This is a genomic window from Citricoccus sp. CH26A (assembly GCF_000224415.1).
Lineage (GTDB): Bacteria > Actinomycetota > Actinomycetes > Actinomycetales > Micrococcaceae > Citricoccus.
Genome location: NZ_AFXQ01000001.1, coordinates 108,032 through 121,669, shown reverse-complemented (window position 1 = coordinate 121,669; position 13,638 = coordinate 108,032). Strand labels below are relative to the sequence as shown.

The following is a 13,638-nucleotide window of genomic DNA, read 5'->3' as shown; positions in this document are numbered from 1 at the left end:
GCCCGTCCTCCCGGGCAGGGGCACTGCCGGGGACGCAGACGAGAGCACCCCGGTCCGTGGACCGGGGTGCTCTCGTCTGCAGGGGATGAGGGGTCGGGCTCAGATGTTGAAGCCCAGGGCCCGCATTTGCTCGCGGCCCTCCTCGGTGATCCGCTCCGGGCCCCACGGCGGCATCCAGACCCAGTTCAGCCGCCACTCGTCGACCATGGTGCCGATCTCGTTGCCGATCTGCTCCTCGATCACGTCGGTGAGCGGGCAGGCCGCGGTGGTCAGGGTCATGTCGATGATCAGGGCGCCGTCCTCGGCATAGTTCATGCCATAGAGCAGCCCGAGGTCGACGATGTTCACGCCCAGCTCGGGGTCCATGACCTCGTGCAGGGCCTCCCTGATGTCCTCGAGGGAGGTCTGTGCCTGGTCAGTCGTCATGCTGTCCTCCTCAGGCCCCTGCAGCAGCGGTCTCGAAGCGCTCGTAGCCCTCGGCCTCGAGGCGGTCGGCCAGCTCGGCGCCACCGGACTCCGCGACCTTGCCGTCCACGAACACGTGCACGAAGTCGGGCTTGATGTACTGCAGGATGCGGGTGTAGTGGGTGATGAGCAGGGTACCCATCTCGTTGGTGGCCTGGGCACGGTTGACGCCCTCGGAGACCACGCGCAGCGCGTCGACGTCCAGGCCGGAGTCGGTCTCGTCCAGCACCGCGAACTTCGGCTTGAACAGCTCGAGCTGCAGGATCTCGACGCGCTTCTTCTCGCCGCCGGAGAAGCCCTCGTTGACGTTGCGGCTGGCGAAGGCGGGATCGATCTTCAGGCCCTCCATGGCGGCCTTGACGTCCTTGGTCCAGTGGCGCAGGGACGGGGCCTCGCCGTCGATGGCGGTCTTGGCGGTGCGCAGGAAGTTGGTCATGGTCACGCCCGGGATCTCGACCGGGTACTGCATCGCCAGGAACAGGCCGGCGCGGGCACGCTCGTCCACGGACATCTCCAGGACGTCCTCGCCGTCGAGCGTGATGGTGCCGGAGGTGACCTCGTAGCGCGGGTGGCCCGCGATGGTGGAGGCCAGGGTGGACTTGCCGGAGCCGTTGGGGCCCATGATGGCGTGGGTCTCACCGGTGTTGATGGTCAGGCTGACGCCCTTGAGGATCTCCTTGGGGCCGTTCTCGGTCTCGATCGAGACGAACAGGTCCTTGATTTCCAGCGTAGACATTCGTGTTCTCCTTGCGGTTCGCCGGTGCCCCGGCGGGAAGTGTGGTTGGGGTGGCTGCGGTGCAGCGCTCGGGCTATGCGACCCGGTTGAGGACTCGGGAGGTGTCCACCCAGATGCCGTCGTCCTCCACGGCGAGGGCATAGACGGCAACCGGCTCGGTCGCGGGCGGCACGTTCGGTTCACCGGTGACGAGGTCGAAGGCCGACCCGTGGCCGATGCACTCCAGGGCGCACCCCTCCACGAACCCCTCGGAGAGGGAGACCTCGCCGTGCGAGCAGGTGTCGTTGAGGGCGTGGAGCGAGCCGTCGGAGGCGCGGACCACGGCGACGGGGATCCCGTCGACCATGAACCGCCTGGCCTCCTCCGGCCCGATCTCGTCCGTGCCGCAGACGCGCTGGCCGGCCGCCATCAGTGGGTCGCCACCTGCAGCTCGGTCTCCATCTGCGCGGTGAGCATCTCCTCGACGTCGGTGATCCCGATCTTCTGGATGATCTCGTTGAGGAAGCCGCGGAGCACGAGCTCGCGGGCCTCCTGCTCCGGGATGCCCCGGGCCATCAGGTAGAAGAGCTGCTCGTCATCGAACTGGGCGGTCGAGGAGGCGTGTCCGGCGCCCTCGATCAGACCGGTCTCGATCTCCAGGTTCGGCACCGAGTCCACGCGGGTGCCGTCCGTCAGGACGAGGTTCTGGTTCTTCTCGTAGCTGTCGGTGCCCTCGGCCGTCTTGCGGATCAGGACGTCGCCGATCCAGACGGCACGGGCGTCCTTGCCCTGCAGGGCGCCCTTGTACAGGACGTTGGAGGTGCAGTTCGGGGTCGCGTGGTCCACGAACAGCCGCTGCTCCAGGTGCTGGCCGGCGTCGGCGAAGTACAGTCCGTACATCCGGGCCTCGCCCCCGGTGCCCGCGAAGCGCGAGGTCGGGGTCAGGCGCACCACCGAGCCACCGTAGGAGACGGTGACGTGCTTGAAGGAGGCGTCCTTGGCGACCTTGGCCTGCTGGGCCGAGGCGTGCACCGCGTCCCCGTCCCAGGCCTGGATCGAGGTGACGTTCAGCCCGGCGCCCTCGCGGACGTCGAACTCCACGTTCTGGCTCACCACGGCGGTGCCGCGGTGGGTGATCACGACGTCGGCGCGGGAGTTGGGCTCGGCGACGACCAGCAGGTGCTGGGCGGCCGGCTCGGAACCCGTGCCGGTGACGTCGATGCGGACCGGGGTGCCGGCCTCGACGCCGGCGCCCACGGTGACGACGGTCGCCTCGGCGAAGGAGGCCCAGGCGGCGGCGGACACGCGGTCGTCCGGGGTCAGGGCGGCGCCGAGGCGGGAGTCCTCGCGGGACACCGTCTCGACGGTGACCCCGTCCACGGCACCGACCTCGACCGCCGGGGCGGCGCCGGTCAGCCGGGCGGAGTTGCCCTCGGGCAGGTGCAGACCGGCCAGGCGGTCCAGCGGGGTGAACCGCCAGTCCTCCTCGCGACCGGTCAGCACGGCGAAGTCGGCCAGCTCGAAGCTGGACCGGCGGTCCGCGCGGGACGAACCGGCGGTCGCCTGCCGGGCTCCGTCCGCGGGGACCGCGTGGGCGGCATGGCCGGCGGCGCTGGCCGCGGCGACCTCACCGGAGAGCTTCTCGCCCTCCTCCCCCATGCCGGGGATGACGGGCACTCCGGCGCCGTCCGCGTCGATTTCTTCCGGGGCGGTGTTGACAGTCTGTGACACGCTCAGCCTACCGATCCTTCCATCTGCAGTTCGATCAGCTTGTTCAATTCCAGGGCGTACTCCATCGGCAGCTCGCGCGCGATCGGCTCGATGAAGCCGCGCACGATCATGGCCATGGCCTCGGTCTCGGACATCCCGCGGCTCATCAGGTAGAAGAGCTGCTCCTCGGAGACCTTCGACACCGTGGCCTCGTGGCCCAGGGTCGCGTCGTCCTCGCGGATGTCGATGTACGGGTAGGTGTCCGAGCGGGAGATCGTGTCCACCAGCAACGCGTCGCACACCACCGAGTTGGCGGAGTTCTTCGCGCCCTCCATGACCTGGACCAGGCCACGGTAGGCTGCCCGGCCACCCGAGCGCGCCACCGACTTGGAGACGATGGAGCTGGAGGTGTTCGGGGCCAGGTGCACCATCTTCGAACCGGTGTCCTGGTGCTGTCCGGCGCCGGCGAAGGCGATGGACAGGGTCTCGCCCTTGGCGTGCTCGCCGGTCAGGTAGACCGCCGGGTACTTCTGCGTGACCTTGGAGCCGATGTTGCCGTCGATCCACTCCATGGTGGCGCCCTCTTCGGCCACGGCGCGCTTGGTCACCAGGTTGTACACGTTGGTGGACCAGTTCTGGATGGTGGTGTAGCGCACGCGGGCGTTCTTCTTCACCACGATCTCCACGACGGCGGAGTGCAGCGAGTCCGAGTTGTAGATCGGCGCGGTGCAGCCCTCGATGTAGTGGACGTAGGAGTCCTCATCCGCGATGATCAGGGTCCGCTCGAACTGGCCCATGTTCTCGGTGTTGATGCGGAAGTAGGCCTGCAGCGGGATCTCCACGTGGACGCCCTTGGGCACGTACACGAAGGAGCCGCCGGACCACGTGGCGGTGTTCAGGGCCGCGAACTTGTTGTCGCCCACCGGGATCACGGAGCCGAAGTACTCCTTGAAGATCTCCGGGTACTCCTTCAGGCCGGTGTCGGTGTCCAGGAAGATGACGCCCTGGGCCTCCAGGTCCTCGCGGATCTGGTGGTAGACGACCTCGGACTCGTACTGGGCGGCCACGCCGGCGACCAGGCGCTCACGCTCGGCCTCCGGGATGCCGAGGCGCTCATAGGTGTTGCGGATGTCCTCGGGCAGGTCCTCCCAGGACTTCGCCTGGCCCTCGGTCGAGCGCACGAAGTACTTGATGTTGTCGAAGTCGATGCCGGACAGGTCGGCACCCCAGGTGGGCATGGGCTTGCGCTGGAAGTACTTCAGGCCCTTCAGGCGCAGGTTGAGCATCCACTCGGGCTCACTCTTCTTGGCCGAGATGTCGCGCACGACCTCCTCGTTGATGCCGCGGCGTGCGTTGGCACCGGCATCGTCCTGGTCGGCCCAGCCGAACTGGTACGGGCCGATGGCCTCAAGCTCCGGGTTCTTCTCGAGTACCTCGGAGATCACGCCCGGATCGGCGTTCTCCCTGGTGATCTGATCGGTCATCTGAAGCCTCTCTTCGTGGTCGGTGGTCTGGGAGTCAGTCGGCGTCCGGTGCCGCGTGGCTGCCGGCGCCGCTGATGGTCTGTGGGCCGGCTCCGTGCCGGCCGGGCGGCTCGGCGTCGCGGCCGAGGGGGACGTGGGTGGTGCACACGTGGCCGCCGGTGGGAAGCGTCGCCAGCCGGCGGACGTCCACCCCGAGCAGGCGGGCGAACAGCTCCGTCTCCTCCTCGCAGAACTGCGGGTAGTCGGCGGCCAGCTCCTGGAGGGGGCAGTGCCCCTGGCAGATCTGGGCCGCCTTGAGGGTCGGCTGCTTCGTGGCGGAGTCGGGCCGCCCGACGAGGCGGACGCTGGCGTGGAAGCCCTCCGCGTCCAGCACCCGCGCCAGGGCGGTGGCGCGGTCCTTCAGGGACGCGGTGGTGCCGATGGCCTCGCGGTAGCGGTCCTCGACGGCCGCGAAGCGCTCCCGCGCGACGTGCCGGACGGCGTCGGGTCCGGCCACCTCGGCCAGGCGCCCCAGGGCCCGGCTCGCGAGCTCGAGGTAGTCGTTGCCCAGTCGGCTCTGGCCCTCGTGGCTGATGACGTAGCGCCGCGAGGGGCGTCCGGCGCCGCGGTTGCCGGCGACGAGCTTGACCTCGACCGCACCCTCCTCGGAGAGTGCGTCCAGGTGCCGGCGGACGGCGGCCGCCGTGAGCCCCAGCAGCTCACCGACCCGGGCCGCGCTGACCGGCCCGTGGGACAGGACCGCCTGCAGCACCCGATCCCGGGTGCTCTCGCGGGGTCCTTCGACCGTGTCCCCTGCGGGCACGTCGACGTCACTGGAGGAATACACAACCGCCATTTTACCTAATTCGTGGTCAGGCGAAAGTAAGGCGAACCTTGCCCTGCGTCCGCCCGCGGGCGCGGGGCGCGAGGCCCGGCACGCCCCTCTCACCGGCCGCGGCCGAGGCCGTCCTCACTGCCGCTACCTCTGCGCTACCTTTCGGAGGAGTCGAGTGGCCCGCGGGTACCATGGACGGGTGCCGTTCCCCCTGCCCCCCACCCCTCGCGAGCCCGGTCGCCGGGCCGACGTCGCGGTCGCCGACCGTCAGGCCGGTGGCCCCGTCGCCTCCGCTGCCGGTGCCCCCGCGCCCGCCCTGGTGTCCCTCAACGGCGTCTGCCGGACGGTGCGGAACCGCCGAGGGGACGTGGAGATCCTGCGCGGGGTCGACTTCCAGGCCCGCGCGGGCCAGGTCACCGCGCTGCTCGGGCCCAACGGGGCCGGCAAGACCACCACCCTGACGATCGCCCAGGGGCTGGACCGCCCCGACGCCGGCACGGTCGAGCTGCTCGGCCAGGATCCCTGGCGGGCCGGTTCCGCCCTGCGCAGCCGGGTGGGGGTCATGCTCCAGGACGGCGGGCTGCCCCCGTCCGCCACGCCGGCCCGGTTGCTGGCGCACGTGGCCTCGCTGTACCGCGAGCCGGCCGACATGGCCGCGCTGGTCGAGCGGCTCGGCATCGGGGAGTTCGCCGGCCGGGACATCCGCCGCCTCTCGGGGGGCCAGCGCCAGCGCGTGGCGCTCGCGGCCGCCCTGGCCGGCCGCCCGCGCGTCGTGTTCCTCGACGAGCCCAGCGCGGGCCTGGACCCCGTGTCCCGCCAGCTGGTGTTCGACCTGATCACCGAGCTGAAGCAGGCGGGACTGGCCGTGGTGCTCACCACGCACCTGCTCGACGACGCCGAACGGCTGGCCGACCACGTGGTGCTGTTGCGCCAGGGAGTCGTCGAGCGTGCCGGCACCGTCGCCGAGCTCACCGCCCGCTCCGGCCCGGCCCCCCTGTCCTTCACCGTGTCCGTGCCGGTCGGGGAGGCTGTCCTGGCCTCCGCACCGGAGGGGCTCTCCGTCAGCGAGGTGGGCCTGTCCTCCGAGACCGCCGATGCTCCCGGAGGCTGCACCTACCACGTGCTCGGGGTCTCCGACCCGGCGCACTGGGCGGCGCTGGGCGCCTGGTGGAATGCCGCCGGACTCATGCCCACGGACGTCCGCCTCATCCACCGCACCCTGGAGGACGTCTTCCTGGAGGTCGCCCCGTGAACACCCACCTCGACACCCCCCACGCCGGGACCTCGAACGCTCGGTCCCTGGCGCGGCGCGTGCTCGCCCAGGGACGCTATGAGACGGTGACCGCCCTGCGCAACGGCGAGCAGTTGCTGATCTCCCTGATCCTGCCGGTGATGGCCCTGTTCGGGGTGGTCTGGGCCGGCCTGCTGGACCGGCCGGACGTCAACGGCGTGGACGTGGCCGTGCCGGGCGTCCTGGCCCTGGCCGTCTTGAGCTCGGCCCTGACGGGGCAGGGCATCGCCACCGGGTTCGACCGCCGCTACGGAGTGCTCGCGTACCTCTCCACCACGCCGCTGGGCCCCGCCGGCCTGATCCTCGGCAAGGCCGTGGCCGTGCTGTCCGTCCTGGTCCTCCAGGTCGTGGTCATCGGCGGTGTCGGCCTGGCCCTGGGCTGGCGTCCGGACCCCGCGGGCATCCCTGCGGCACTGCTGTTCTTCCTGGCCGGCGCGGCGGCCTTCACGGCCCTCGGGCTGTTCATCGCGGGCACCGCCCGCCCGGAGGCCACGCTGGCCCTGACCAACCTGATGTGGGTGCTGCTGGGCGCCGTGGGCGGCGTGGTCTTCCCGCTGCCGGAGAGCGGGTGGCTGGCCGGGCTGGGGGTCGTGCTGCCCTCGGCGGCGCTCGGCGACGGACTGCGCGCGGCCCTGGGCGCCGGTGCCCTCGACGTCGGTGCCCTCCTCACGCTCATCGCCTGGGCGGCACTGGCGACCGCCGGGGCGCTGAGGTGGTTCAAGTGGCGCTGACCCGACCCCGACCCGAACCCCACCGCAGCCGCCGGCTGCCCGACCGACCCGTCCGAAGGACCCACCCGTGAGTACCCCCACCCAGTCCCCCGCCCCCGGATCCGCCGCGACGGCGGCCGGACTCTCCCCGGGCCGGTGGCGCCTGCCGCGGGACATCACCCGCACGACGTACTGGCTCACCGTCATCTCCCTGGTCACCGAGATCGGCATCATCGTCACGGGAGGCGCGGTCCGGCTGACCAAGTCGGGACTGGGGTGCCCCACCTGGCCCAAGTGCACCCCGGAGTCCCTGACCAACACCCCCGAGATGGGCATCCACGGGTACATCGAGTTCGGCAACCGCACCCTGACCTTCGTGGTCGGCATCGCGGCCCTGGCCGTGCTGCTCTGGGTCTGGAACCTGCGCCGCTCCCACCGGGGCATCTTCTGGATGTCCGTGGGCATGCTCGCGTGCATCCCCGCCCAGGCCGTCGTCGGCGGGATCACCGTGCTGACCGGGCTGAATCCCTGGGTCGTGGCGATGCACTTCCTGGTCTCCTCGGTGATGGTCTGCGTCGCCAGCCTGCTGGTCAACCGGGTGGGCGTGGAATGGCGCCACCGTGAGGCCCTGTCCCGCGGCGAGGGCGAGCAGTCGCCGACGGCGATCGTGGACGGGGAGACTTCCCCGCTGTCGCGGGGCATGGCCACGACGGCCTTCGTCACCGGCTGGGTGGTGCTGTACCTGGGCACCGTGGTCACCGGCACCGGACCCCACGGTGGCGACGCCGACGCGCCCCGTCACGACTTCGACCCGCTGGTCGTCACCCGCCTGCACGCGCTGCCGGTGTACCTGATGACCGCTGCAGCACTCGTGCTGCTCGTGGTGGTGCTACGCCAGCAGTCCTCGCGGCTGCAGCGGATCTCCGCCTGGTCGCTGGTGGGCGTCATCGCCTTCCAGGCGATCATCGGCTACACCCAGCACTTCACCGGCCTGCCGATCTGGCTGGTCCTGCTGCACATGCTGGGCACCGGCCTGGTGGTCTGGGCCGTGACCACCGCCTGGGACCGCCAGGTGTCCGCCTACCGCGCCCGCCCGGTCCGGCCGCAGCCCGCCCGGCGGCACGCGACGATGGCCTAGGGTCCCCGTGTCCTCCGCCCGCGTGATCCCTGCGGCCGTGCCGGAGGTCTCCGAGGCCTCGAACGTCGTCCACGCGGTCCCGCTGGCGGGGCTGGCGGCGGCGACCTTCCCGCTGGCCTGCCCGCCGGGCTCCGCGCCGGAGGACATCCGGTCCTTCATCGCCGCGAACCTGACCGCGGAGCATTTCGCGGCCCATATCCGGGCGGTGGACCGGACCGTGCTGTGGGCCGGGGACGAGGACGGGACGCCGGTGGGATACTGCCTGCTCGTCCACGGCTCGCAGCCGGCATTCTCCGAGCCCGCCACCCTGCGGCACGCTCCGACGGTGGAGCTGAACAAGTTCTACGTGCACGCGGACCATCACGGCCGGGGCGTCTCCGCCCGGCTCATGGCGGCCGCCCTGCAGGCGGCCCGCCGGAACGGTGCCGCCGGGATCTGGCTCGGCGTCAACCAGGAGAACACGCGGGCCCAGCGGTTCTACGCCAAGAGCGGGTACTCGCGCCGCGGCGTCCGCACCTTCCGGATGGGACGCCGCACCGAACAGGACTTCATCCTGGAACGACCCCTCTGAGCGTCCTGGACGACGGTCACCACCGCCGGTGGCCGCCGTCCACTCCCGAGGCGGGCAGCCCGGGCGTCAGGCCGGGGCGCCCGGAACGGTCATGAGCGGCTCGCCCACGAAGGGGTCGACCGCGAGGGCCACGAAGACCAGCGTGAGGTACGTGATGGACAGGTGGAAGACCTTCATGGCCTTCTTGTCGTTGTAGTCCGGCTTCTGGGACTGCCCGTAAAGCACGTGGCACTCGTAGATGAACCAGCCGCCGGTGACCAGGGCGACCGCGGTGTAGACGATGCCGGCCCAGCCCAGCGGGACCAGCAGCAGCGAGCAGGCGACCGTGGCCCAGGCGTAGAGCACGACCTGGCTGGACACCACGCGGGCCGAGGCCACGGCACCGAGCATGGGGACCTCCGCATCCTGGTAGTCCTTCTTGTACTTCAGGGACAGCGGCCAGTAGTGCGGCGGGGTCCACAGGAAGATGATCAGGAACAGCACGATGGCGGGCCACTCGATGGTCCCGCGCACCGCGGCCCAGGCGATGAGCACCGGGAAGCACCCCGCGATCCCGCCCCAGACGATGTTCTGTTCGGTGCGTCGCTTGAGGACGAGGCTGTAGACGACCACGTAGAAGAAGATCGCGGCGACCCCGAGGGCGGCGGCCAGCAGGTTGGTCCCCAGGGCCAGGATGAGGATCGACACCACGCCGATCACCCAGGAGAAGACGAGCGCCTCGCGCGGGGTGAGCTCACCCGTGACGAGGGGTCGGTTCTCGGTCCGCTTCATGATCTTGTCGATGTCACGGTCGATGTAGCAGTTGAACGCGGCGGAGGAACCGGCGGCCAGTGCCCCGCCGACCATCGTGGCGACCATGGTCAGCACATCCGGGAAACCGCGCTGGGCGAAGATCATGGTCGGCAGCGTGGTGACCAGCAGCAGCTCCATGACGCGCGGCTTGGTTAGCGCCACGTAGGCGGCGGCCTTCCGGCCGAACCCCAGCTTCCGGGTCTCGGAACGGACGCCGGACGACGTCTGCGTCCCGGCGGACTGGGCATCAAGGGTGCTGGGCATCTACTTCTCACGGTGCAGGAGGACGGGGACGGTGTTCACGCAAGAGGTTCATTGCCCGCCCTGACATCGGACGGCCGACCCGGGGAACACCCCCTCCAGTGTACCCGTCGCGCCGACACCGCCAGACCCGGGTGACGTTCCCGTGGGTCACAGTGACCCACCTGACACGGGCAGGGGCGGTTCTCCGCGGCACGACCCCGTCGCCACCGGTTTCCCGGGGGCTCATTCGGGATAAGCTGGCCCGAGGTCGGCACCGGCCGCAGAATCATCCCGTCAGGAGCAGCTTTCGTGACTTCAGTCCCGGCACAGCCCACCGGAACCGCGACCCGGGGGACGTCCCCCCTGCAGCGTCAGGCACCCGCCCGTGAGTACACCTACTCGGACCTGGACCGGAAGGCCGTGGACATGCTCCGCGTCCTGGCCGCCGACGCCGTGGAGAAGGTCGGCAACGGACACCCCGGCACCGCGATCTCCCTCGCCCCGGTGGCCTGGCAGCTGTTCCAGAACGTCATGCACCATGACCCGGCGGATGCCACCTGGGCCGGCCGTGACCGGTTCATCCTCTCGGCCGGGCACACCTCGCTCACCCTGTACCTGCAGCTGTTCGCCGCCGGCGCCGGGCTCGAGCTGGAGGACCTGCAGTCCCTGCGCACCTGGGGGTCCAGGACGCCCGGGCACCCCGAATACGGCCACACCGACGGCGTGGAGATCACCACCGGCCCACTGGGCCAGGGCCTGGCCTCCTCCGTGGGCTTCGCCTACGCCCAGCGCCGGCTGCGCGGACTGCTCGACCCGGACGCCCCGGCCGGGACGAGCCCCTTCGACCACCACGTCTTCGTCATCGCCTCGGACGGTGACATGCAGGAGGGCGTCACCTCGGAGGCCTCCTCGCTGGCCGGCCACCAGGAGCTCGGCAACCTCGTGGTGATCTACGACGACAACAAGATCTCCATCGAGGACGACACCGACGTCGCGTTCAGCGAGGACGTCTCCGCGCGGTACGAGGCCTATGGATGGCACGTCCAGACCGTGGACTGGCTGGCCACGGGCAACTACGTGGAGGACACCCGGGCGCTGTACGAGGCGATCTCCGCGGCCAAGGCCGAGACCGGCCGCCCCTCGCTGATCAACCTGCGCACCGTCATCGGCTGGCCCTCCCCCGGCAAGCAGGACACCGGTGCCATCCACGGCTCCAAGCTCGGTGGCGAGGAGCTGAAGGCTCTCAAGGAGGTGCTCGGCTTCGATCCGGAGCAGTCCTTCGCGGTCGAGGACGACGTCCTGGCCCATGCGCGCGGCGTCCGGGACCGCTCCGCGGCCTTCCGGAGCGACTGGGAGGCGTCCTACGACGCCTGGCGCGAGGCCCACCCGGAACGCGCCGCACTGTATGACCGGCTCTCCGCCGGCGAGCTGCCCGCAGGCTTCGCCGAGGCCTTCCCGACCTTCCCGGCGGACTTCGACCCGGCCTTCTCCGGACAGGCCAAGGGCCTGGCCACCCGGGCGGCCTCCGGCACGGTGCTCTCCGCACTGGGCCCGGTCATGCCCGAGCTCTGGGGCGGGTCGGCGGACCTGGCCGGCTCCAACAACACCACGATGGACGGGGCGGAGTCGTTCATCCCCACGTCCCGCCAGACCAGCACGTGGTCGGGCGGGCCCTACGGACGGACCCTGCACTTCGGGGTGCGCGAACACGCCGCCGGGGCGATCGTCAACGGCATCTCCCTGGGCTCGCTGCTGCGCGCCTACTCGGGGACGTTCCTGATCTTCTCCGACTACCAGCGGCCCGCCATCCGCATCGGGGCCCTGATGGGCACCCCCGCGATCTACGTGTGGACCCACGACTCGATCGGGCTCGGCGAGGACGGTCCCACGCACCAGCCCGTGGAGCAGCTGGCCAGCCTGCGGGCCATCCCGGGCCTGTCCGTCGTGCGTCCCGGCGATGCCAATGAGGTGTCCTGGGCCTGGCGGACCATCCTGGAACGCACCGACGGACCGGCCGGGATCGTGCTGTCCCGCCAGAACCTGCCCGTGTTCCCCCGCGGCGAGCAGGGCTTCGCCGGCGCAGAGGGCACCGCGCGGGGCGCCTACGTCCTGCTGGAGGCCACCGACGCCTCGGGCCAGGACGTGGAGCCCCAGGTGATCCTCCTCGGCACCGGTTCCGAGGTGCAGCTGGCCGTGGAGGCCCGCCAGGCACTGCAGTCCGAGGGCATCCCCACGCGCGTGGTCTCCGCACCCTGCCTGGAGTGGTTCGACGCCCAGGACGAGTCCTACCGCGCCCAGGTCCTGCCGGACAACGGGGCCGTCCGCGTCTCCGTCGAGGCCGGCATCGCCCAGGGCTGGGCGAAGTACACCGGTGCCCGCGGTGCCCAGGTCTCCCTGGAGCACTTCGGCGCCTCGGCCGACTACCAGACGCTGTACCGCGAGTTCGGGATCACGGCCGAGGCCGTGGCGACGGCGGCACGCACCCTGCTGGCCGACTGACCCCCTCAGCACACCGACCCGAGCACACCGACCCGAAGGACACGGGAGCCCACGCGATGACTGAACAGAACCCGAACACGCGCGCACTGGCCGAGGCCGGCGTCTCCATCTGGCTCGACGACCTCTCCCGGGAGCGGATCGTCACCGGCAACCTGCAGGAGCTGATCGACACCCGGAACGTCACCGGGGTGACCACCAACCCGTCCATCTTCGCCAGCGCGCTGAAGAACGGCGGACCGTACGCCGAGCAGTTGGCCCAGCTGGCGGCCGAGGGCGCGGACGTGGACCGCGCGGTCTTCGAGCTGACCACGCGGGACGTCCAGCAGGCCTGTGACATCCTCGCCCCGGTCCACGCGGCCACCCACGGGGTGGATGGGCGGGTCTCCATCGAGGTGGACCCCCGGTCCGCCCGGAACGCGGAGAGCACGGTCGCCGAGGCCCAGGAGCTCGCCGCCGCCGTGGACCGGCCCAACGTCCTGGTGAAGATCCCCGCCACCGAGGAGGGACTGCCGGCGATCACGGCCACCCTCGCCGAGGGCATCAGCGTCAACGTGACCCTGATCTTCTCGCTCACCCGCTACCGGGAGGTCCTCAACGCCTGGCTGCTCGGGCTGGAGCAGGCCCACGCGGCGGGCAGGGACCTGTCCACGCTGCACTCGGTGGCCAGCTTCTTCGTCTCCCGCGTGGACACCGAGGTCGACCGGCGGTTACGCGAGTCCGGCACCGAGGGCGTGGAGGAACTCACCGGACAGGCCGGCCTGGCCAACGCGCGGCTGGCCCACCGGATCTTCACGGAGACGCTGGACACCGAGCGCTGGCGCGTCCTGGAGGCGGCGGGCGCCCGGCCCCAGCGACCCCTGTGGGCCTCCACCGGCACCAAGGACCCGGCGCTGCCGGACACCCTGTACGTCACCGGGCTGGTGGCACCCGGGACCGTGAACACCATGCCGGAGAAGACCCTGGCGGCCCTCGCCGACCACGGTGAGGTCACCGGCGACACGGTGACCGGTGCCGGCGAGGATGCGGACCGCGTGCTGGACGCCATCGGCCACGCCGGCGTGGACTACAACGACGTCGTGTCCGTGCTGGAGGAGGAGGGCCTGGAGAAGTTCGTCACCAGCTGGAACGAGCTGCTCGAGACCGTGGGCACGGCGCTCCGCGAGGCCTCGGCCCAGGACGCCGCCGCGCGCTAGCCGGGCACCGCCC

At 71.0% G+C, this 13,638-nt stretch carries 13 protein-coding genes; 6 read left to right on the top strand and 7 right to left on the bottom strand.

Translation table 11 applies throughout. From position 1 onward, the window contains the following. Window positions 1-99: 99 nt before the first annotated feature. The 6 genes from CITRI_RS0100545 to CITRI_RS15650 form a co-directional block, all read right to left on the bottom strand. Complete coding sequence (locus CITRI_RS0100545) at window positions 100-426, bottom strand: metal-sulfur cluster assembly factor (protein WP_010142577.1); 327 nt, start codon at window positions 424-426, stop codon at window positions 100-102. A gap of 10 nt (window positions 427-436) precedes the next feature. Further along, window positions 437-1,201 carry a Fe-S cluster assembly ATPase SufC gene (gene sufC, locus CITRI_RS0100540; RefSeq protein WP_010142576.1) on the bottom strand — a complete coding sequence of 255 codons (765 nt, stop codon included), beginning with the start codon at window positions 1,199-1,201 and terminating at the stop codon, window positions 437-439. 73 nt (window positions 1,202-1,274) lie between these two features. Then, window positions 1,275-1,610 carry a non-heme iron oxygenase ferredoxin subunit gene (locus tag CITRI_RS0100535; protein WP_010142575.1) on the bottom strand — a complete coding sequence of 112 codons (336 nt, stop codon included), beginning with the start codon at window positions 1,608-1,610 and terminating at the stop codon, window positions 1,275-1,277. Further along, the gene (sufD, locus tag CITRI_RS0100530) at window positions 1,610-2,839 is read right to left on the bottom strand and encodes a Fe-S cluster assembly protein SufD (protein ID WP_050813541.1); all 1,230 of its coding nucleotides are present in this window, start codon (window positions 2,837-2,839) and stop codon (window positions 1,610-1,612) included. The genes CITRI_RS0100535 and sufD overlap by 1 nt, the downstream gene beginning before the upstream one ends. Window positions 2,840-2,913: 74 nt before the next feature. Continuing rightward, window positions 2,914-4,374 (bottom strand): Fe-S cluster assembly protein SufB, encoded by a 1,461-nt coding sequence (sufB, locus tag CITRI_RS0100525; protein ID WP_010142572.1) that lies wholly within the window; start codon window positions 4,372-4,374, stop codon window positions 2,914-2,916. Between the two features lie 34 nt (window positions 4,375-4,408). After that, a complete protein-coding gene (locus CITRI_RS15650; RefSeq protein WP_369731942.1) occupies window positions 4,409-5,209 on the bottom strand; it encodes a helix-turn-helix transcriptional regulator in 801 nt (266 codons plus the stop codon). A 178-nt stretch (window positions 5,210-5,387) separates the two neighbouring features. Between CITRI_RS15650 and CITRI_RS0100515 the strand changes: the two genes are divergently transcribed. The 4 genes from CITRI_RS0100515 (at window position 5,388) to CITRI_RS0100500 (ending at window position 8,898) form a co-directional block, all read left to right on the top strand. Further along, complete coding sequence (locus CITRI_RS0100515) at window positions 5,388-6,440, top strand: ABC transporter ATP-binding protein (RefSeq protein ID WP_369731940.1); 1,053 nt, start codon at window positions 5,388-5,390, stop codon at window positions 6,438-6,440. Then, a complete protein-coding gene (locus CITRI_RS0100510; RefSeq protein WP_010142569.1) occupies window positions 6,437-7,210 on the top strand; it encodes an ABC transporter permease in 774 nt (257 codons plus the stop codon). The genes CITRI_RS0100515 and CITRI_RS0100510 overlap by 4 nt, the downstream gene beginning before the upstream one ends. Before the next feature lie 67 nt (window positions 7,211-7,277). Then, window positions 7,278-8,327 (top strand): heme A synthase, encoded by a 1,050-nt coding sequence (locus CITRI_RS0100505; protein ID WP_010142568.1) that lies wholly within the window; start codon window positions 7,278-7,280, stop codon window positions 8,325-8,327. A 7-nt stretch (window positions 8,328-8,334) separates the two neighbouring features. Next, a complete protein-coding gene (locus CITRI_RS0100500; RefSeq protein ID WP_010142567.1) occupies window positions 8,335-8,898 on the top strand; it encodes an N-acetyltransferase in 564 nt (187 codons plus the stop codon). A gap of 66 nt (window positions 8,899-8,964) precedes the next feature. Here CITRI_RS0100500 and CITRI_RS0100495 read toward each other — a convergent pair whose 3' ends face one another. Then, on the bottom strand, window positions 8,965-9,954 hold the full coding sequence (locus tag CITRI_RS0100495) for a heme o synthase (RefSeq protein ID WP_010142565.1): 990 nt from the start codon (window positions 9,952-9,954) through the stop codon (window positions 8,965-8,967). 288 nt (window positions 9,955-10,242) lie between these two features. Here CITRI_RS0100495 and tkt point away from each other — a divergent pair, with 288 nt between their 5' ends. Then, window positions 10,243-12,432, top strand: coding sequence for a transketolase (gene tkt / locus CITRI_RS0100490; protein ID WP_010142563.1), 2,190 nt, complete (start codon window positions 10,243-10,245; stop codon window positions 12,430-12,432). 56 nt (window positions 12,433-12,488) lie between these two features. Next, the gene (tal, locus tag CITRI_RS0100485) at window positions 12,489-13,625 is read left to right on the top strand and encodes a transaldolase (RefSeq protein WP_010142562.1); all 1,137 of its coding nucleotides are present in this window, start codon (window positions 12,489-12,491) and stop codon (window positions 13,623-13,625) included. The last annotated feature ends 13 nt before the right edge of the window (window positions 13,626-13,638 follow it).

Coding starts and splice junctions, on each gene's coding strand:
- CITRI_RS0100495 (WP_010142565.1), bottom strand. CDS start 9,954: ATGCCCAGCACCCTTGATGCCCAGTCCGCCGGGACGCAGACGTCGTCC.
- tal (WP_010142562.1), top strand. CDS start 12,489: ATGACTGAACAGAACCCGAACACGCGCGCACTGGCCGAGGCCGGCGTC.
- sufC (WP_010142576.1), bottom strand. CDS start 1,201: ATGTCTACGCTGGAAATCAAGGACCTGTTCGTCTCGATCGAGACCGAG.
- sufB (WP_010142572.1), bottom strand. CDS start 4,374: ATGACCGATCAGATCACCAGGGAGAACGCCGATCCGGGCGTGATCTCC.
- sufD (WP_050813541.1), bottom strand. CDS start 2,839: ATGGGGGAGGAGGGCGAGAAGCTCTCCGGTGAGGTCGCCGCGGCCAGC.
- CITRI_RS0100535 (WP_010142575.1), bottom strand. CDS start 1,610: ATGGCGGCCGGCCAGCGCGTCTGCGGCACGGACGAGATCGGGCCGGAG.
- CITRI_RS15650 (WP_369731942.1), bottom strand. CDS start 5,209: ATGGCGGTTGTGTATTCCTCCAGTGACGTCGACGTGCCCGCAGGGGAC.
- CITRI_RS0100545 (WP_010142577.1), bottom strand. CDS start 426: ATGACGACTGACCAGGCACAGACCTCCCTCGAGGACATCAGGGAGGCC.